This window comes from Paraburkholderia solitsugae (assembly GCF_013177695.1).
Classification (GTDB): domain Bacteria; phylum Pseudomonadota; class Gammaproteobacteria; order Burkholderiales; family Burkholderiaceae; genus Paraburkholderia; species Paraburkholderia solitsugae.
Genome location: NZ_WOEY01000077.1, coordinates 24,850 through 44,970, shown reverse-complemented (window position 1 = coordinate 44,970; position 20,121 = coordinate 24,850). Strand labels below are relative to the sequence as shown.

The window sequence follows — 20,121 nt, the reverse complement described above, 5'->3', positions numbered from 1 at the left end:
CAGCCGCGCTCCCGATCCGGCCCCACGGCGCGCCGGGCGTCGTAGAATCGCTTGTTCCCGACTCCCGGAGTAGCCGCGTGTCTGATCAGCCACACCCGCAGCCACGCCCGCCACGCTTTCGCCTGCCGCGCCGTGCCCGCACGCCCTGGCAGGCGCCGCGCCCCCGCACACTCTTCACGCGCCCCGCGGCGTCGCCGCAGCGCGTGCTGCTGCAGCGTTTCTATCTCGTGCTCGGCCTGTGCGTGCTCGCCTTCGCGGTGCTCTATCTAGATCGCGACGGCCTGCAAGACGCCCACCGCAAGGTGCTCGGCATCGTCGATCTGATGTACTTCACGATGGTCACCGTCGCCACCGTCGGTTATGGCGACATCGTGCCGGTCACCGCCCGCGCGCGGCTCATCGACGCGTTCTTCATTGTGCCGATCCGTATCGTCATCTGGTTCGTGTTTCTGGGCACCGCTTATCAGTTCGTCATTCAACGCGTCATCGAGGAATTCCGCATGAAACGCCTGCAAAAACAACTGCGCGATCACGTCGTGGTGTGCGGCTATGGCTTGAGCGGTTCGGTCGCGGTGCGCGAGCTGCTGGAAAGCGGCTTCGCCGCGGAATCGATCGTCGTCATCGATTCGCAACAGGAGGTGCTCGAAGCGGCCACGGCGTTGGGTGTGGCGGGCCTGCTCGGCGATCCGTCGCGTGAGGACCTGTTGCAGCAGGCGCAGGTCCGCATCGCCAAAGCGGTGATCATCGCCGTCAACGACGACGCCATCGCGATCCTGCTGACGTTGACCGTGCGCAGTGTCGCGCCGGATACGAAGATCGTCGTGCGGATTCAGGAGCAAACCTATCAGCGCCAGTTGCGCCAGGCCGGCGCGGACGTGATCGTTTCGTCGACCAAGATCGGCGGGCTGCTGCTCGCCGACGCGGTGGGCAGCAACTACATCGTGCCGTTCGTCAACGATCTGCTGTCGTCGCGCGGCCGTGTCAATCTGGTGGAACGTCCGGCGACGGCACTCGAAGTCGGCCGCTGGAGCAATGCGCTGCCGGGCGCGGTGGTGGTCGGGCTGATACGCGCGGGGCGTATGCTGTCGTTCTATGAAGACGAGCCGTGTCCGATCGAAGCGGGTGACCTGCTGATGGTGATCCAGTCGTCGCGCCATGCGGGCGAAATGTGAACGACCCATCCGGCGCTTAGTGCACACGGCCAGGTCCGCACCGGGTCCGCTCGCCGGCGTTTTCCACTTTTCACACGCAGGAAGATTGCACGCATGAAACTGAACCGCATGATCAGCACGGTCGAAGTACATACCGCCGGCGAACCGTTTCGTATCGTCACGAGCGGCTTACCGAAGTTTCCCGGCAAGACCATCATCGAGCGGCGCACGTGGCTCAAGGAACATGCCGATCACTTGCGCCGTGCGCTGATGTTCGAGCCGCGCGGCCACGCCGATATGTACGGCGGTTATCTGACGGAGCCGGTGAGCGAAGGCGCGGACTTCGGCGTGATCTTCGTGCACAACGAGGGTTATAGCGACCATTGCGGCCACGGCGTGATCGCTCTCGCGACCGCCGCTGTCGCGCTCGGCTGGGTCGAGCGCAGCGAACCGGAAACGCGTGTCGGCATCGACGCGCCCTGTGGTTTCATCGAAGCGTTCGTGCAATGGGACGGTGAGCAGGCTGGGCACGTGCGCTTCGTCAATGTGCCGTCGTTCATCTGGCAGCGCGACGTGACGGTGCACACGCCGGGTTTCGGCGAAGTGCGTGGCGATATCGCGTTCGGCGGCGCGTTCTATTTCTACACGTCGGGCAAGCCTTTCGATCTGAACGTGCGTGAGGCCGAGATCGACCGGCTGATCCAGTTCGGCGACGAAGTCAAACGCGCGGCGAACGCGGCCTTCAAAGTCGAGCATCCGCTGATTCCGGAAATCAACCACATCTACGGCACGATTATCGACAACGCGCCGCGTCACGCCGGCTCGACTCAGGCCAATTGCTGTGTGTTCGCCGACCGGGAGGTCGATCGCTCGCCGACTGGGTCCGGCACCGCGGGCCGTGTTGCGCAACTTTATCTGCGCGGCGAGTTGGGCCGCGACGAGACGCTGGTCAACGAATCGGTGATCGGCACGATTTTTCGCGGCCGCGTGTTGTCGGAGACGAAGCTCGACCGCTTCGACGCGGTGATCCCGGAGATCGAAGGCGACGCGCATGTAGTTGGTTTTGCAAACTGGATCGTCGACGAACGCGATCCGTTGACTTACGGTTTTCTGGTGCGCTGAATCGAACGCATCAACTCGCCTGGAGAGGAAAAGCCCGCTTATGACCCGCCTGACCACGCAGATTTTCGACGCCGCCGCCACCGCGCGGCTGATCCCGTACACGACGCTCGTCGACGCATTGAAGCGCGCGAGCATCGACTACGCGCAGCAACGTATCGTGAGTCCTGAACGCCTCGTGGTGCCGCTCAACGAGGGCGGCATCATGCTGTCGATGCCGGCCACCGCGCCCGATCTCGCGATCCACAAGCTGGTCAACGTGTGTGCGAGCAATGGACCGCGCGGCATCCCGACGATCCACGGCCAGGTGATGGCCTTCGACGCCGATACCGGCGAGACGCTCTTCATCCTCGACGGGCCGACGGTGACCGGGCGTCGCACGGCAGCGATGTCGATGCTCGGCGTACACACTTTCGCGCCGGCCAGTCCGCGCGAATTCCTGCTGATCGGTACCGGCACGCAGGCAGTGAACCATCTGGAGGCGATCGGCGAACTGTTCCCCGAGGCGCGCGTGTGGGTGAAGGGCAGTGCGCCCGCGCGGGCCGAAGCGTTTTGCGCCGCCCATGGCGGCAAGGCGCGTGTGCTGCAACCGCTGGCCGACCCTGACGCCGCCATTCCCGATTCAATCGGCGTGGTGATCGCGCTGACCACCAGCAAAAGGGCCGTCTACGACGAAGCGGCGCGTACGGACCGGCTCGTCATCGGCGTCGGCGCGTTCACGCCGGCGATGGTCGAGATCGGCGCGCGCACGATCGAAGGTAGCGCGTTGTTCGTCGACGACGAAGCCGGCGCAAGGCATGAAGCCGGTGATTTCATCCAGGCCGGCGTCGATTGGGCGCAGGTCGGCGGAATTGCCGCTGTGGTGGAAAATGCCGTTGTGCTGCCGCCGGGAAAACCGGTTGTTTTTAAAAGCGTCGGTTGCGCGGCGTGGGATCTGGCGGCCTGCCGTGTGGCGCGCGAAGCCTTGTCAGGCGGTTGATCGCGGACTGTTCGCGGACCGTTCGCAGCGCCCGGCGGCGTGCGGTTTGCAGGTCCCGGTTGGCATCTTGCGCCAACCTGCGGCACATGTTGCCGTGCAAACAATCTCAAAACGTTGCACCATAGGCGTTTGCCAGAAAAAAGTGCCGGTCCGCCGGCGTTTTTTTGCCCTTTGTCCGTTGACTTGACGCCTACCACGACGCTGCGACCGCGCTATGACGACCCACCACGCTTCTGCTACCCCCGACCTGCCGCTCGATATGATCATCTTCGGCGGCACCGGCGACCTGTCGTTTCGCAAGCTGCTGCCCGCGCTCTACATGGCGCATCTGCACTGCAATCTGCCGCCGGATACCCGCATTCTCACGATTGGCCGCAAGCCGTGGTCGCGTGAGGAGTACATCAACGAATTCATGGAAGCGAAGGCGAAGCCCTTCATCGAAAAGAAGGCGTTCGATGCCGCCGCCTGGGACAAATTCCTGGCGCTGTTCGAGTACGTACGCATGGACGTCGATTCGATCGAGGACTACCAGCGTCTGAAGGAAGTGTCGCGCGAAGGTGTGCGGCGCGTGTTCTATCTGGCGACCTCGCCGGATCTGTTCATGAATATTTGCGACAACCTTTCGGCAGCGGGGCTGGTCGACGAGAATTCACGCGTCGTGCTCGAGAAACCGCTGGGTCACGATCTGGCGTCCGCGCAGGAGATCAACACGGCGGTCGGCAGGCATTTCGGCGAAGCGCAGATTTACCGGATCGACCATTACCTCGGCAAGGAAACCGTGCAGAACCTGATGGTGCTGCGCTTTGGCAACGCGATTTTCGGCCCGCTGTGGCAGGCGCCTTATATCAAACGCGTGCAGATCACGGTGGCCGAAGAGGTCGGCGTAGGCAGCCGCGCGGGCTTCTACGACAAAACCGGCGCGCTGCGCGACATGGTGCAGAACCACTTGCTGCAACTGCTGTGTATCGTTGCAATGGAGCCGCCGGTGTCGCTCGATCCGGATGCGGTGCGCGACGAAAAGCTCAAGGTGCTGCGTTCGCTACGCCCTATGACGCCCGAGGATATCGCGCGCGATACCGTGCGCGGCCAGTACACGGCCGGTGCGGTGAACGGCGAGCCGGTGAAGGGCTACCTCGAGGAAGACAACGTGCCGCCGGGCAGCCGTGCCGAGACTTTCGTCGCGTTGCGCGCGCATATCAACAACTGGCGTTGGGCTAATGTGCCGTTCTACCTGCGCACCGGCAAGCGGATGCAGAAGAAAGTGTCGGAAATCGTTATCGAGTTTTCCGAATTGCCGTTCTCGATCATTCCGAGCGGCGGGCGCAACTACGGTAACCGTCTCGTGATCCAGTTACAGCCGGAAGAGTCGATCCAGTTGCAGATGCTCGCGAAGGAACCGGGCAGCGGCATGCACATGCTGCCGGTGAATTTGAATCTGGACTTGCAACAGGCTTTCACCGAGCGTCGCGCGGAAGCGTACGAGCGTTTGCTGATCGACGTGATTCGCGGACGCCTCACGCACTTCATGCGCCGCGACGAACTCGAAGCCGCATGGGCGTGGGCTGAGCCGATTCTGGAAGGCTGGGCCAAGTCGGGCGACAAGCCGCGTGGTTATACGGCAGGCACCTTTGGACCGGCTGCGTCGACCGCGCTGATGGCCCGGGAAAATGCCGTGTGGGCAGAGGAGTCGCAGTAAACAGGGTGTTGCGCTTCAGTGGTTCTCTGACGCCTTGAAGCGTTAGCCTCATAGAAAAAGGCGGCCCGTTTTGCGGGCCGCCTTTTTTCGTTACGTGCTGCCGTCCTGAGTTACGGCAACGAAATCGTCAACGTGGCGGATTGCGGTCCGAGCTTGACCACCTGCGAATACGGCGCGAGCGTGCGCAACGTCTGATCGCGCAGATAGGTGTTCAGGCCGAGATAAGCGAGCATTCCGACCAGCGCGAACACCGCACCGATCGACCACAATGGCACCTCGCGCTTGAGGCGGTGAGCGACCTGATCCGGCAGCGGCCAATGCGGGGCGAACGGTGCACGCTTGCCCTTCATATGCGCGATTTCATCACCGATTCGCGCGGTCAGATAGGCGAGCTTCTCCGGTCCTTCGAGCAGATACTTGCCCTGGAAGCCGAGCAGCAGGCACATGTGGAACACTTCGAGCGACTGCAAACGCGCGGCGCCTTGCGCGCGGCATTCCTCGAGATACTGGAAGAATTTCTCGCCTGCCAGTTGCTCACCGAATAGTACGAGTTGCAACGGCCGCCGTTCCCATTCCGTGCGGATCCTGAACGTCGACGACAGCACCGATTCGTCGATGGCCGCGCAGAACGCAAACTTGGACGCGTAGACATCTTCCGCCGACGCATTGAGTTTTTTCGCGCCTCGCTCGAAGTCGCCGAGAAACTGCTGGATACGCTGGCTGAATTCTTGCGCATCATCGGGCTCGCGGCCGTTCTTCAACAAGAACAGCATGAAGAAGCCGTCGTACAGCAGATCGAGCAGCGAGCGGACCTGATAACTCGGCTCGGTCATGGGGGCGGGCGGCGCGGCAGGCGTGCTGCCGCCAAACAGGGAAGGCGCGTAGCTCATGATGTGACGGCGATCAGTTCGAGTTGAAGATCGTTGATGCCCGACGGCGCGTAGATCATTGCCGATTGGGCCTGCAACATGCGGTCATACAATGCGCCGCGCGATTCGCAAGAGAAGTAGCATGCGCCCGGCCGTACCGGAATGGCGGGCGGCACTTGCGGCGTGTAGACGAGGCGCACGCCCGGCATGGCCGAGAGCACCAGCTTGTCGACGTCGTCCGGCGCGCCGACCTTGAAGCGGGCGGGCACGGCTTCGACCAGCTCGGCGGTCGGCATGTCCGCGGACACCGCGATGTAGAACAGGGTCTTGTCGTCGATCTTGCCCGAGTCGAGGCGGCCCGCATGGAACGACGGACGCACTTCTTCGAGCGCGATTGCGAAGTAACGCGTGGAGATCACGGTTTCGAGCAGATCGCGCAGGATCGTGTCGAGGCGCGCGAAGCCCGGGCCCGGATCGTCATGCCGGTAAGCCGGCAGGTCGGACAGCGCATAGCCCTTCGAGAACGTCATCAACTGGCCGGCCAGACGCAGCAATTCCTGAAACAGACGTTCCGGATGCAGCGCCGAGTGCTGATACAGATGCGCAAGTGAGGCAAACGCGGCGCTCGCCGTGTGCAGCAGCCAGAACGATGCGATATCCCCTGAGCGGAACTCGATGATGTTCTTGGTCGGCTCGCGGTGAAACCCATACAGTGCGTTGACCTTGGCCTGCAGCGCGTCGATCAGTTGACGCAGCCGTTGATGCAGGATTGGTGACGCGTCGATCGCGAGGCAGGGCGGCACGAACGTGTCGTCGATTTCGAATCCCGACGTGGCGGTGCGGCGCACGCGCGCGAGCGGCACCGACAGCAACTGGTCGCGCGGCTCGCTATGCGCAATGAGTTTGACGCTGGTTTTCAGGAAGGTGATGTCGGCTTCGGCGGCGTCGGTGAAATGATCGGCCACTGGCGTTTGCTCGCTGACGTAACGCGAAACGAAACCCGCGTTACTGTCTTGCGAATAGTTCGCGCCGGTTTCACGCAACGGATGTAGCGCGAGATAAAAAGTGAATTCGTTGATGCCGTCTGGCAGCGTGTCGAGCGCGATCGGCGGTGGCAGGTCGTCGGCTTGCGGCGCGGAGTAGAGCGCGCCATCCGGAAACACCAGAGAGAGTTCGCTCACGCGCAGCACGTTGCTGCCGAGCGCGTCGCGGTCGAAGCGCGCCGAACGCACGCCCCAGTTGTACGGCTGGATCGCCTGGATCGATTCGAACAGGCGTGCCTCGTGATAGGCGTCCTGACGCTGAAAATGCTGCGGCCTCAGAAACAGGCCTTCCCCCCAGAGCACTTTTGCTGAATAACTCATCTCAAACCTGTTATATGCGTTCAGCGTGTGACGCGTCCGGAGATAACCGATTCGAACGCCGCATTGTTAATTCTCTAAAAACTGTTAAATCGTATTTGCACAGCATCTTTAGCCGCAGCTTACCGAAGAAAGCATATTCAACGGCTGGGCGGGCAATCCCTGTTCTGGCGGGATCACAGTGCCGTTGGTCACCGTCATTGCACAGTTATGCAGGCCGATCATTATGCCGGATTTCTCCGACTTCGCCGGGTCGAAGGCGAATTTCCAACGTTGCATGGCCGGATCGCGGAATAGAGCGACGATACCGAATGCCTGCGCTTCACGCGAGACTTTTTCGGTGACGACGTAACGTTGACCGGGGATCAGTGTCACTTCACGCACGCCCAGCAGATCGCCACCCAGTATGGTCTTTTCCTTGGCCGGATCGGTAAAAGCGTCGAATGGCGCCTGCTGGAATGAAGTGGGGTCTTTTAGCACGTAAAGCCGCACGACCAGCGCCAATGGGCGGTTGTCATTGGCGGAATTCAGATTCGGCGCGGCGTATAAGGTGAGGCCGACATTACGTGGTGGCTTTTGCGCATCCGGTACGTCGGGCTTGCCGAGGCCGCTCGCCTGCAAAACCGCGTTGGCAGCGGCTCCCAGCGCCGGCACGGCGGCCGCGCAGCCGCCCAGCAGCGCGCACGCCACGGCGCTGGCAATCAATAGCGATGCATAGCGAACAAGACGCGAATTCATATACATCGACCGGCTCGGTGCCGTCCCCCGTCAAAACATCAATAACGAAATCAATCTGGCAAATTTTCAACAACGCTATGCCGCGTAATGCCGCTCTATGCAAAGCGCATTGCCTTCCAGTACTTGCGTGTTTGCCGCTCGTATGCGGAAATTTTTTCCGCTCCCCGCATTTCTGCTATTGCACCAGGAAACAATTTCTGCACATTGCGTTTAAATCATCCACATGCATTTTTTTGTGCAATGCTTCTTCACACGAAAGTTGAATTATCGAAAATTGGCCTGTACTATACCCGCGCAGTTGAAGCAAAGCAAAACTCCGGTTTCTCCTTGAATTAAAAAAATCGCACGTCGGTGAAAAACGATGAATGAGCGTCTGTTAGTAAAACTATCTGGGGTAGTGTTGGCATGCGGCGTGATTGCCGGTTGCGCGACACAGGGCAACAACGCAGTGACCACACCGGAGGCTTTTAATAAGCAACTCGCGGACGCGGACACCGTCGCCAAGGGTGGCGATCAGGATCGCGCCATCGCGCTTTACCAGCAATTATCCAAAACCGATCCGACGCGTGAAGAACCGTGGTCGCGCATTGCGCAGATCCAGTTCACGCAGGGTCATTACGGTCAGGCCATCGTCGCCGCGCAAGAAGCACTGCAACGTGACCAGACGGATCGTCAGGCAAAGAGCGTGCTCGCTGTAGCCGGCCTGCGCGTGGCTACGCAATCGCTCGGCGAACTGCGTCAGGATGCGTCGCTCGCGGGTGATGCGAAGTCGGACGCGCAAGCGCTCGCCAAACAGTTGCGCGACACGCTGGGCGAAGCCACGTTGTTCCCGCCCGACCCGAACGACAAGCCCGTCGTGAAGAAGAAACGCATCATTCGTCACGTCGCCAAGGGCAAGCCCGCGGAGACACCGGAAACGACTGCCAGCACCGCGGCTCCGGCTGCTACGGCGGCAGCTCCCGCTGCGCCTGCCGCACCGGCGCCTGCGGCACCCGCCAAAGCCGCCCAAAGCGGCGGCGCGTCCGATCCGTTCAGCGCGCTGCGCTGATCCCACGCCTGATCTATCTGCATCCGGGAGCCGACGATGGCGAAGAAAGAAAGCATTCAAAAACGCTTGCAAAAAGTGCGGCCTCCGCGCGTTCAACTGACGTATGAAGTGGAGCGCGGCGATGCGATCGAGATAAAGGAACTGCCGTTCGTCGTCGGTGTGGTTGCCGATCTGGCAGGGCAATCCGAAGTCGAGCAGCCGAAGCTGCGCGATCGCAAGTTCGTCAATATCGATCGCGACAATTTCGACGACGTGATGAAAGCGATTGAGCCGCGCGCCGCGTTTCAGGTGGAAAACCGCTTGAGCGAGGCAGGCGGCAAATTCGCCGTCGACCTGCGTTTCAAGTCGATGGCCGATTTCAATCCGGATGAAGTGGTTGCGCAGATCGACCCGCTGCGCCGTCTGCTCGAAGCGCGTTCGAAGCTGGCCGACCTGCGCAACAAGCTGGCCGGCAACGACAAACTCGAAGACCTGCTGAGCGAAGTGCTCAACAACACGCAGCAGTTGCAGACGCTGGCAAGAGACCAGGGCAACGCAGCAGACCAGCACGCCGGCGCGCCGGATCACGACAAGCAGGGCGAATAAGTACGCACGGGGTGTGAGATGAACCAGCAAACGGCAGCAGCCCAACTCGCCACCGCGCAGAGCGGCACGGAATCCACGCTGCTCGACGAAATCGTCGAGAAAAGCCGCGTGGCGAAGTCCGATTCCGAGCACGCGCGCGCGAAAGACCTGATCGGCGAACTCGTGCATCAGGTGCTCGACGGCACGGTGGTGGTATCCGACAACCTGTCGGCTACGATCGACGCGCGTGTCGCGGAACTCGACCGCCTGATTTCCGCGCAACTGAGCGCGGTGATGCATGCGCCGCAATTCCAGCGCATGGAAAGCACGTGGCGCGGCCTCGACTATCTGTGCAAGGAAAGCAATACCGGCTCGACGGTCAAGATCAAGGCGCTGCACGCGCCGAAGCGCGACCTCGTGCGCGACTTCAAGAACGCCATCGAATTCGATCAGAGTGCACTCTTCAAGAAGGTTTATGAAGAAGAGTTCGGCACTTTCGGTGGCGCACCGTTCGGCACGATCATTGGCGACTTCGAAGTGACGCGTCAGCCGGAAGACGTGTACTTCATCGAACAGATGGCGCACGTCGCAGCCGCGGCGCACGCACCGTTCATCGCGTCGGCGTCGCCTGAACTGATGGGCCTCGAAACCTTCGCTGATCTCGGCAAGCCGCGCGATCTCGGCAAGGTGTTCGATACCGTCGAATACGCGAAGTGGAAGTCGTTCCGCGACTCTGAAGATTCGCGCTACGTCGGCCTGACGTTGCCGCGTTTTCTCGGCCGCCTGCCGTTCAATCCGAAAGACGGTGCCACTGCGGAAGGTTTCAACTTCGTTGAAGACGTGGATGGCACCGATCACAGCAAATACCTGTGGTGTAACGCAGCGTGGGCATTTGCCGCACGCCTGACGGCCGCATTCGACGACTTCGGCTGGTGCGCGGCAATTCGTGGCGTGGAAGGCGGCGGTCTGGTGGAGGACTTGCCCACCCACACGTTCAAGACCGATGATGGCGAAGTCGCGCTGAAATGCCCGACCGAAATCGCCATTACCGATCGCCGCGAAAAGGAACTGAGCGACCTCGGTTTCATTCCGCTCGTGCACTGCAAGAATTCGGATTACGCCGCATTCTTCGCCGCGCAATCGGTGCAGAAGCCCAAGAAGTACAGCACCGATAGCGCAAATGCGAACGCCGTGCTGTCCGCGCAATTGCAGTACATCTTCTCGGTGTCGCGCGTGGCGCACTACCTGAAGGCGATGATGCGCGACAAGATCGGCAGCTTCGCATCGGCACAGAACGTCGAAGTATTCCTGAACCGTTGGATCTCGCAGTACGTCCTGCTGGACGACAACGCGACCCAGGAGCAGAAAGCGCAGTTCCCGCTGCGTGAGGCATCGATACAGGTCTCGGAGATTCCGGGCAAGCCTGGTGCGTATCGTTCGGTCGCTTTCCTGCGTCCGCACTTTCAACTGGACGAGCTGTCGATCTCTTTGCGGCTTGTCGCTGACCTGCCGAAACCGGCAAATTCATAAACGAAGTCAGAAAGCCCGTGCCGGCCGCACGGGTTAGCTGTTAAAACCACCTCTTTGGGGAGTCGATGAGTTATGAAGGACATCTATTTAAAATTCGGCAATCCGGCGATCAAAGGCGAGTCCGCCGATAAAGATCATGCTGGCTGGATCGAGATCGATTCGTGGAGCCACTCGATTACGCAACCGCGTTCGGCGACAGCTTCGACGGCGGGCGGTCATACGTCCGAGCGTTGCGAGCACGCTGACATGCAGTTCACGAAAGACATCGACGTGGTCAGCCCGCTGATCTATCAACACGCATCGGGCGGCACGACGTTCGACGAAGTGACGATCGACTTCATGCGTTCGGATGGCGAAGGCAACCGCATCAAGTACCTGGAAGTGAAACTCAAGTACGTGATCATCTCGAGCGCCACGCCGAGCGTGGTGGGCGAAGGCCTGCCGAGCGAACAGTTCTCGCTGAAGTACGCTGCCGTGCAGTGGAAGTACACGCAGCAGAAGATCGGCGGCAACCAGGGCGGCAACGCGCAAGGCGCGTGGAGCCTGACGAAGAACGACAAGACGTACGCGGTCTGATGCCTGGGCGCACGCGGCGTGCGCTTCGCGCCGCACCGGTTTTTCGGACGCTGATGAAACGCTTCGAACCCAGCTTTCTCGACAAGCTGTTCGACGACGAACCGCATCTGCCGGCTTCCCCGGCGATGCGGCAATTGTCGTTGGACGAATTGAAGGCCACCGTCGCGCGCGACGTCGAGGCGATCCTGAACACCCGGATTGCCCTGACCGAGCACGAGTTAGCGGCGCTGCCGGAATGTCAGCGCTCGGTGCTCACGTACGGTCTGAACGATTTCGCGGGCTTGAGCCTCGCGAGTCACTACGACCGGACTTTTATCTGCAAATCGATTCAACAGGCCATCGCACGGCATGAGCCGCGCTTGCAGCAAGTGGCGGTCACGCTCGAATTGAACGAACAATCAACCAACGCGTTGAATTTTGCGATTCAGGCGCTGCTGGTTGTGCACCCGGCGGAAGAACCGGTGAGTTTCGATGCGATGTTGCAGCCTTCTACGCTGCAATATTCGGTGACGCGCGCACGCGCGAAGCTTTAGTCCCCGATTTTAGCGGCTGAGTTTTAGTACCTGTGTTTTAGTATCTTGAGTACCGCTTGGCCGCCGCTTACGCGCAACGGTGGCGATAGATTGGGCGGAGAGAGTTCAGGTTCGGGGATAGATCGATGGAAGAATTGCTGCCGTATTACGAGCGCGAATTATCATTTCTGAGGCGCTATTCGCGCGATTTCGCCGAGCGCTATCCGAAGATCGCAGCGCGCCTCGCGATGTCCGGCGAGCACTGCGAAGATCCGCACGTCGAGCGGATGATCGAATCGTTCGCGCTGTTGGGCGCGCGTATCAACAAGAAGCTCGACGACGATTACCCCGAATTCACCGAGGCGCTGCTGGAAGTGCTGTATCCGCACTACCTGCGGCCGTTTCCGTCGTGCTCGATCGCGCAGTTGGGCACCTCGGCCGCGCTCAGTCATCTGACCGAACCGGTGCTGGTCGAGCGTGGCACCGAACTCAAGTCGCGCCCGATTCGCGGCGTGCAATGCCGTTTCCGGACCGCCTACGATGTGACGCTGGCGCCGATCCGTATCTCCGCGGCGAAGTACACGTCGGTGGCGATGGCGCCGAGTGCAACTGTGTTGCCGGGCAACGCCACGGCGATCGTGTCGATCACGTTCGAATCGACGGCTGCGCAGCTCGATCTCTCCGCATTGAAAATCGGCACGTTGCGCACGCACCTGCACGGCGAACAATCGTTTATCGCGGCGCTGGCGGACTGCCTTTTCGTCAATGCGATGGCCACGTATGTCGAAGCCGACCGCCGCGGCGTATGGAAGCAACTGCGCGAATCGCCGGTCGTACAAGCGGGTTTCGATGAAGACGATGCGCTGATCGACTATCCGGCCAAATCGCATCCGGCGTACCGGTTGCTGACCGAATACTTCGCGTTCCCCGAAAAATTCAATTTCGCCGATTTCGATCTGGCGGCGATGACGCGCGCGAGCGGCCGCTGCCAGCGTCTGACGCTGCACGTCGTGCTCAAGGAAGTGCGTAGCGATTCGCATGTCGCGCGTCTGCTGGATTCGTTGTCCGCGCATCAATTCCGGCTGTTCTGCACGCCGGTGGTGAATCTGTTCGAACAGCACGGCGAACCGATCCGCGTCAGCCATCAGGCGATTTCGTACCCGGTGATCGCCGAAGCGCGCCGCGCGTTCGCCTACGAGGTCTACTCGATCGATTCGGTCAAACTCGTCAGACAGCAGGCGCACGAAGAATCGGTGATCGAATTCCGCCCGTTCTATTCGTTGCATCACGGCGAAGCGACGCGTGCGGGGCACTACTGGTTCGCGCGGCGCAACGATTGGGTCGCGCAGAAAAGTCCGGGTTACGAGACTGAAATCTCGATCGTCGATATCGACTTCGAACCAGCCGCGCCACAAACCGATACGCTCAGTCTCGATCTGACGTGTACCAATCGCGACCTGCCGGCCGGCCTCGCCGTGGGTCTCGAAGGCGGCGATCTGTTTCTGGAAGGCGGCTCGCTGACCGGCAGCATCGCGATGCTGCTCAGGCCGACGCCTAGCGTGCGTTTCGAGCGCGGGCGCGCCTCGCACTGGCGGCTGATTTCGCATCTGGCGCTGAATCATGTGTCGCTTGCCAATAGCGGCCTGTCGGCGCTCAAGGAAATGCTGGTGCTTTACGATTTGCGGCGCACGGCGGTGTCGGCGCGGCATATCGACGGGTTAGTCGGCATCGAGCAGCGCGCCGCGGTGCAATGGCTGCCGGGCAAGCCGTTTGCGACCTTCGTGCGCGGTATCGAGATTCGTTTGACGATCGACGAAGAGCATTTCGTCGGCACGAGTCTCGCGTCGTTCGTGCGGGTGATCGATACGTTTTTCGGGCTTTACGTACATCTGAACAGCTTTGTGCAACTGGTCGTCGTGTCGAAGCGCACCGACGAGGAGATTCTGCGATGCAAACCGCGCAGCGGCGAATCGATCCTGGCGTAGTCGAGCAACTTCTCGACGAGCCGCATCGCTTCGAATTTTTTCAGGCGGTGCGGATTCTCGAGAAGTGGTTCGCGCAGCTTGCGCCGTCAAGTCATGGACGCCCCGGCGAAATCGTCGCGCAGCGGATTGCCTTTCGCAATTCGCTGTCGATGTCGTTTCCGCCCAGCGAAATTCACAGCGCACAGTCGTACGACGATGGAGGCACGGCGCTGAAAGAGAAGCCGCAACGCACTGCGGCGCTTGAAGCGGGTTCGCTCCACAAGGTCGATATCACACCGGCGTTTTTCGGTTTGCTCGGCGGGCAGGGCGCCTTGCCGCTGCATTACACCGAGCAGATCATCGCGCGTGAGCAGATCCAGCGCGACCGGGCCGCGCGCGAATTCTTCGACGTGTTTTCGAATCGTGCGACGGCACTGTTCTACGCGGCGTGGAAGAAGTACAGGCTGCCGTTTCATTACGAACTGGATCGCGACGAACGTTATCTGCCGCTGTTGCTCGCGCTGGCGGGCGTCGCCGACGACGACACGCGCAACAGTCTGCAAAGCGGCGACGGCGCGCTATTCGATGAAGCGATTGCCGGCTATGCATTGGCCGCGCGGCACCGGCCGGTTTCAGCGGCCTATTTGCAACGCACACTGTCTGAGTACTTCAAGGTGCGGGTGCGAGTCGAGCAGTTCGTCGGCAAATGGTACGACGTGCCGCGCGATCAATTGACCGTGCTCGGCGGTGTCAACGCGACGCTCGGCGCTACGGCGCTCGCGGGCGAGCGGGTCTGGCAGCGCGACATGCGTGCGCGGCTCGTGATCGGACCGCTCGACAAGGCCGACTACGAAGCGTTTTTACCTGGCGCCGACCGCGCCGTGGCGCTGGAGCGCATGCTGACGCTGCTCGCCGGCGTGACGCTCGAGTACGAGGTCTCGCTGGTACTACGCCGCGCCGAAGTGGGGCCAAGCATGCTGAGCGGCGGCGCGCGCCTCGGCTGGGACGCATTTCTGTGCACGAGAGAAGCCGACCGCGACCGCGCGGACGCCCGCTATGAATTGCACGTGATTCACTGACAATAACGATAGAACTAGAACCTCCGGATCGCACGACATGAGCACGTCCCTCAATACCCTGATCGCCAAACTGAATCCGACCTGCCGGCAGGCGGCTTTGCTCGCGGCGAACAACTGTCTCGCGCGCGGTCACTATGAGGTCGACCTCGAACATCTGTTGCTGGCGCTGCTGGATGAACCGGCGAGCGATGTCACGCTGGCGCTGCGCGCGAGCAGGATCGATGCGCATGCTTTGCGCGCGGATATCGAGCGCGAATTGCAGCGCTTGAAGACCGGCAATACGCGCACGCCGGTGTTCTCGAAACATCTGATCGACTTGCTCGAACAGGCGTGGTTGATCGCGTCGCTCGATTCGCAGATCGGACGGATTCGTTCGGGGCATTTGCTGCTCGCATTGTTGACGGCGCCCGACCTCGCGCAGTTCGCCGAACGCATGTCGTCGCTGCTGCGCGACGTGCGGGTGACGGATCTGAAGCACAAATTTGACGAACTGACCGCGGGATCGCGTGAAGCCGAACGTAGCAATGCCGCAGAGAATACTGCGGAAGGCGTGAGCGATGCAGTTGCGGCTGGCTCAGCGCCCGGTGCGCCCTCTAAAACCCCCGCGCTCGATACCTACACCAGCAATCTCACGCAGCGCGCGCGTGAAGGCAAGATTGATCCGGTGATCGGCCGCGAAGGCGAGATTCGCCAGACCATCGATATCCTGATGCGTCGCCGGCAGAACAATCCGATCATGACGGGCGAGGCGGGCGTCGGCAAAACGGCGGTGGTCGAAGGCCTTGCGCTGCGCATTGCGGCTGACGACGTGCCCGCGCCGCTGAAAGGCGTCGCGCTGCACGTGCTCGATATGGGTCTGCTACAAGCAGGTGCAAGCGTCAAAGGCGAGTTCGAGAACCGCCTGAAAAACGTGATCGACGAGGTGAAAAAGAGCCCGCATCCGATCATTCTGTTTATCGACGAAGCGCATACGATCATCGGCGCCGGTGGCCAGGCCGGGCAGAACGATGCGGCGAATCTGCTGAAGCCGGCTCTCGCGCGCGGCGAATTGCGCACCATCGCGGCGACCACGTGGAGCGAATACAAGAAGTACTTTGAGAAAGATGCGGCGCTGGCGCGGCGTTTCCAGGTCGTGAAGATCGAGGAGCCGAGCGAGACGCTCGCGGCGGCCATGTTGCGCGGCATGGCCGCGTTGATGGAAAAGCACTTCAACGTCCGCGTGCTGGACGATGCGATCACCGAAGCGGTACGTCTGTCGCATCGCTATATCAGCGGACGTCAACTGCCGGACAAGGCGATCAGCGTGCTCGACACCGCCTGCGCGAAAGTCGCGCTCGCGCATAGCTCGACCCCTGCCGCGATCGACGACACGAAGAAACGACTCGAGCGCATCGACGCCGAAATCGCCGCGCTGGAACGCGAAGTGGCGAGCGGCGCGCTGCACGACGAGCGGCTCGCGGAACTGCGCAGCCTGCGGGAAGACGACGTGAAAGACCTGGCCGTTGACGAAGGGCGCTACGACAAGGAGCGCGCCTTGGTGACGGAGATCGTCGGCTTGCGTGCTGAGATCGACGCCGCGCGGGTGAGTAGCGCAGACGCCGGGCAGGCCGACAAGGCACAGACGGCGCGCGAAACGCTGGCCACGCGTGTTGCGGAGTTGCACGCCCTGCAGGGTGGTCAGCCCATGGTTCCCTTGCAGGTCGATGGCCACGTGGTCGCCGAAATCGTCGCTTCATGGACCGGCATTCCGCTCGGCCGCATGATCAAGGACGAAATCCAGACTGTGCTGAATCTGCAGCCGCTGCTGGCCGCCCGCGTGATCGGGCAGGACCACGCACTCGATGCGATCGCGCAACGCGTGCGCACTGCCAGCGCGAGTCTCGAAGACCCGAACAAACCGCGCGGCGTGTTCATGTTCGTCGGGCCGTCGGGTGTCGGCAAGACCGAAACCGCGCTGGCGCTAGCCGATGTGCTGTACGGCGGCGAACGCAAGATGGTCACGATCAACATGAGCGAGTATCAGGAGGCGCACAGCGTGTCGGGCCTGAAGGGCTCGCCGCCGGGCTACGTCGGTTATGGCGAGGGCGGTGTGCTGACCGAAGCGGTGCGTCGCAATCCGTATTCGGTCGTGTTGCTCGACGAAGTCGAAAAGGCGCACCCGGATGTGTTGGAAATGTTCTTCCAGGTGTTCGACAAGGGCACGATGGACGACGCCGAAGGACGCGAGATCGATTTCCGCAACACACTGATCATTCTGACCTCGAACGTCGGCTCGCAGGCGGTGATGCAGGCATGCCTGAACAAAAGCGCCGAAGAACTGCCGGATCCGGACGAACTCGCGGAGACGTTGCGCCCGCAACTGTACAAGACGTTCAAGCCGGCGTTCCTCGGCCGCATGAAAGTGGTGCCGTACTACCCGATCTCCGACGACGTGCTTGCCGAAATCATCGACTTGAAGCTGGAGCGGATTCGCCGCCGCATCGAGTCGAACCACAAGGCGCTGTTCGAGTGGGATGAGTCGCTCGTCGACGCTGTGCTGGCGCGCTGCACCGAAGTGGACTCCGGCGCGCGCAATGTCGACCACATTCTGAATGGCACGCTATTGCCTGAAGTCGCGCAGCAGGTGCTGGAGCGCATGGCCAACGGCGCCGCGATCGAACGCATCGCAGTCCGCGCGAGCGAAGCGGGCGAGTTCGAATACACGGTTGTGTGAGCAGGCATGCCCCGCCTGCTTGCCAATCTGTTTTAATGCCGTACCGGAACCTTATTGCTTTCTGTCATGCCGACTAATCTGAACACGCTGCTGGCGCCGATCAGCGAAGCCTCACCTTGTGGCGAAGACCTGCTGTTTTCAGCGGATTTCGACGCGATTCAGCACGCGCGCCGATTCGAAGACCCGTCGCTGGACCAGGGTGAATGGGTCACGGATATCAAGGAGGCCGACTGGCCTTTCGTGGTCGAACGCTCCAGCAACCTGCTGCAGACGCAGACCAAGGACCTGCGCCTCGCTGTCTGGCTCACCGAGGCGTTGGCCATCGAAGAGGGCGTGACCGGTCTCACGCAAGGGTATGCGCTGCTGACTGGGCTGTGCGAGAAGTACTGGGATCACGTGCATCCGCTGCCGGAAGGCGACGACACTGAGTATCGCCTCGGCAACGTGGCGTGGCTGATGGGCCGCACCGGTGATCTGCTGCGGGCGATGCCGCTCACGTCGTCGCAAGGCAGCTCGTACAGCACGATCGATTGGGACGTGGCCACGCATGTCGCGCAAGCGGTCAAGCGCGATCCGGATCACGCCGACGACATCGCGCGCGGCAAGCCCTCCATCGAGCAGATCGAAGCGTCGAAACGCGCCACGCCCCCGGCGTTCTATTCGACCCTGCTGGTCGATCTGAAAGTGTTCGAAGCTGCGATGCTCGCACTCGAACAGGAACTGGACCGGCGTGCCGCCGATTTTGCGCCGAGCTTCCGTCAGGCGAAGGATGCGTATGAGAGCGTCTACGGGTTGGTGGAACGATTCGCACGCGAACTGGGCGTAAGCGCTGAGGCGGCGGCGCCGAAAGCGCCGAAGGCGGAAGAACATGAACGCGCCGAGCCTACCTTCAAGACTTCACCGCAACGCGAGGAACCCGTGTTGACGACCATGCCGACTACGATCAGCCCGATTGCAGGAATCCAGAGCCGCGCGCAAGCCGTCGCGCAGTTGCGTGCCGTGGCCAAATTCTTTCGCAGCACTGAGCCGCATAATCCGGCTGCTTACCTCGCTGACAAGGCGGCGGAATGCGCGGACATGCCTTTGCATCAGTGGCTTTCCTCGGTCGTGAAAGACGATGGGTCGCTCGCGCATATTCGCGAACTGCTGGGCGTGAAGCCCGAAGAAAACAGCTAGAATTTCCATCGTGCAGACAAAAAAGCCTGGCATCGAACTCGGTGCCAGGCTTTTTTTCAACCATACGGTGGTCAAGCAAGCAACATCTCAAGACCCCGCGCGAAACTCAATACGCCGGTTACGCGCCCGCCCGTCGGTCGTATCGTTCGATGCGATCGGCTGATCCGGGCCGACCCCGGTGGTCGTCATCTGCTCGGGCGGGATGCCCTTGGCGACCAGATAACCCTTCACCGCATCCGCCCGCGCCTGGCTGAGCGCAATATTCGAGGTGCGATTGCCCGAGTTGTCGGTATGGCCGATGATCGCGACCGTCTTTGTCTGCATCTTCGACAGCACGGCCGCCATTTGATCGAGAATCGCGCGGCCTTGCGGCGTGAGCGTCGCGCTGCCCGTCTCGAACTCGATCGTGCGGTTTGCCAATGTCTGGTCGAGCAGGCCTTGTTCAGATGCACTGACGCGCAGGCCGTTCTTGATCGTGTAGGTCGGATTCAGTGCGTTCGCCATATCGCTCGCGAGTTGCTGGCGCTGCGATTCGTTGTGCACTTCACCTTTCACGTCGATCTGGGTGCCGTCGATCTTCAGCTGGCCTTTGCTGATCTGCTTCAACTGCGGTCCGATCAGCTTTTGCACGTTGGCGGACCAGTTCGGCGGCGTCGCGACGTCGGCGACTTCGATCTGATCGACCACGTTGGCCGCGCCGTAGGTGTCGCGCAGACGCGCGAGTACCGCGGCCTTGGTCGTTTCGTCCGGCACTTTGCCGCCCACCACGACCTGACCCGGCATGGCACTGGCGGGCGGCGGCGACGCGCTGATCGCGCCGGTGCCGGTACCCGTGGTGCCGCTGGCGAGACCGGCCGTACTGACCGCTGGCCCGGCATTGCCCGCCTGTGCCGACGAAGGTGCGGGCAGAATGGTCGTGTGAATCGAAACGCCGCTGTTGTCGACCGGGGTGACGCGTGCCGGGCCGTCATTGTCAGCATGGGCAAACGTGCTGATCAGAAGGCCCGCTAACAATGAGGCAATGCGCGTGTGTTTGCTCAACATCG

17 protein-coding genes are annotated in these 20,121 nt (G+C 61.5%); 13 read left to right on the top strand and 4 right to left on the bottom strand.

Annotation, left to right across the window (positions count from 1 at the left end):
* Window positions 1–77 precede the first annotated feature (77 nt).
* From GNZ12_RS19285 to zwf, 4 genes are all read left to right on the top strand, one after another.
* Window positions 78–1,172, top strand: a complete 1,095-nt coding sequence (locus tag GNZ12_RS19285) for a potassium channel family protein (RefSeq protein ID WP_172312583.1) — start codon at window positions 78–80, stop codon at window positions 1,170–1,172.
* A gap of 93 nt (window positions 1,173–1,265) precedes the next feature.
* Window positions 1,266–2,273 (top strand): trans-3-hydroxy-L-proline dehydratase, encoded by a 1,008-nt coding sequence (lhpH, locus tag GNZ12_RS19280; RefSeq protein ID WP_172312581.1) that lies wholly within the window; start codon window positions 1,266–1,268, stop codon window positions 2,271–2,273.
* Window positions 2,274–2,313: 40 nt separating this feature from the next.
* Window positions 2,314–3,249: a bifunctional Delta(1)-pyrroline-2-carboxylate/Delta(1)-piperideine-2-carboxylate reductase gene (lhpI, locus tag GNZ12_RS19275; RefSeq protein ID WP_172312579.1), complete on the top strand. Its 936-nt coding sequence runs from the start codon at window positions 2,314–2,316 to the stop codon at window positions 3,247–3,249.
* A gap of 214 nt (window positions 3,250–3,463) precedes the next feature.
* A complete protein-coding gene (zwf, locus tag GNZ12_RS19270) occupies window positions 3,464–4,945 on the top strand; it encodes a glucose-6-phosphate dehydrogenase (protein WP_172312577.1) in 1,482 nt (493 codons plus the stop codon).
* Window positions 4,946–5,055: 110 nt separating this feature from the next.
* Here the strand turns inward: zwf and icmH are convergent, their stop codons facing one another.
* The 3 genes from icmH to tssJ form a co-directional block, all read right to left on the bottom strand.
* The gene (icmH, locus tag GNZ12_RS19265; protein WP_172312575.1) at window positions 5,056–5,835 is read right to left on the bottom strand and encodes a type IVB secretion system protein IcmH/DotU; all 780 of its coding nucleotides are present in this window, start codon (window positions 5,833–5,835) and stop codon (window positions 5,056–5,058) included.
* Entirely contained in the window at window positions 5,832–7,178 is a 1,347-nt protein-coding gene (gene tssK, locus GNZ12_RS19260; RefSeq protein WP_172312573.1) for a type VI secretion system baseplate subunit TssK, read from the bottom strand. Before tssK ends, icmH begins: the two co-directional genes overlap by 4 nt.
* Window positions 7,179–7,286: 108 nt before the next feature.
* Entirely contained in the window at window positions 7,287–7,913 is a 627-nt protein-coding gene (gene tssJ, locus GNZ12_RS19255; RefSeq protein ID WP_172312641.1) for a type VI secretion system lipoprotein TssJ, read from the bottom strand.
* A gap of 361 nt (window positions 7,914–8,274) precedes the next feature.
* On the opposite strand from tssJ, the gene GNZ12_RS19250 reads away from it, so the two are divergent.
* From GNZ12_RS19250 to tssA, 9 genes are all read left to right on the top strand, one after another.
* Entirely contained in the window at window positions 8,275–8,961 is a 687-nt protein-coding gene (locus GNZ12_RS19250) for a tetratricopeptide repeat protein (protein WP_172312571.1), read from the top strand.
* 36 nt (window positions 8,962–8,997) lie between these two features.
* Complete coding sequence (gene tssB, locus GNZ12_RS19245) at window positions 8,998–9,546, top strand: type VI secretion system contractile sheath small subunit (RefSeq protein WP_172312569.1); 549 nt, start codon at window positions 8,998–9,000, stop codon at window positions 9,544–9,546.
* Window positions 9,547–9,564: 18 nt separating this feature from the next.
* A complete protein-coding gene (tssC, locus tag GNZ12_RS19240) occupies window positions 9,565–11,055 on the top strand; it encodes a type VI secretion system contractile sheath large subunit (RefSeq protein ID WP_074287740.1) in 1,491 nt (496 codons plus the stop codon).
* 72 nt (window positions 11,056–11,127) lie between these two features.
* The gene (locus tag GNZ12_RS19235) at window positions 11,128–11,631 is read left to right on the top strand and encodes an Hcp family type VI secretion system effector (protein ID WP_074287739.1); all 504 of its coding nucleotides are present in this window, start codon (window positions 11,128–11,130) and stop codon (window positions 11,629–11,631) included.
* 53 nt (window positions 11,632–11,684) lie between these two features.
* A complete protein-coding gene (gene tssE, locus GNZ12_RS19230; protein WP_054036473.1) occupies window positions 11,685–12,164 on the top strand; it encodes a type VI secretion system baseplate subunit TssE in 480 nt (159 codons plus the stop codon).
* Window positions 12,165–12,289: 125 nt separating this feature from the next.
* A complete protein-coding gene (tssF, locus tag GNZ12_RS19225) occupies window positions 12,290–14,128 on the top strand; it encodes a type VI secretion system baseplate subunit TssF (RefSeq protein ID WP_172312567.1) in 1,839 nt (612 codons plus the stop codon).
* Entirely contained in the window at window positions 14,092–15,186 is a 1,095-nt protein-coding gene (tssG, locus tag GNZ12_RS19220; protein WP_172312565.1) for a type VI secretion system baseplate subunit TssG, read from the top strand. Before tssF ends, tssG begins: the two co-directional genes overlap by 37 nt.
* A gap of 37 nt (window positions 15,187–15,223) precedes the next feature.
* A complete protein-coding gene (gene tssH, locus GNZ12_RS19215; RefSeq protein WP_172312563.1) occupies window positions 15,224–17,899 on the top strand; it encodes a type VI secretion system ATPase TssH in 2,676 nt (891 codons plus the stop codon).
* Between the two features lie 66 nt (window positions 17,900–17,965).
* Window positions 17,966–19,075, top strand: a complete 1,110-nt coding sequence (gene tssA, locus GNZ12_RS19210) for a type VI secretion system protein TssA (RefSeq protein WP_172312561.1) — start codon at window positions 17,966–17,968, stop codon at window positions 19,073–19,075.
* Between the two features lie 87 nt (window positions 19,076–19,162).
* Here tssA and GNZ12_RS19205 read toward each other — a convergent pair whose 3' ends face one another.
* Window positions 19,163–20,119: an OmpA family protein gene (locus GNZ12_RS19205; RefSeq protein WP_172312559.1), complete on the bottom strand. Its 957-nt coding sequence runs from the start codon at window positions 20,117–20,119 to the stop codon at window positions 19,163–19,165.
* Window positions 20,120–20,121: the final 2 nt, after the last annotated feature.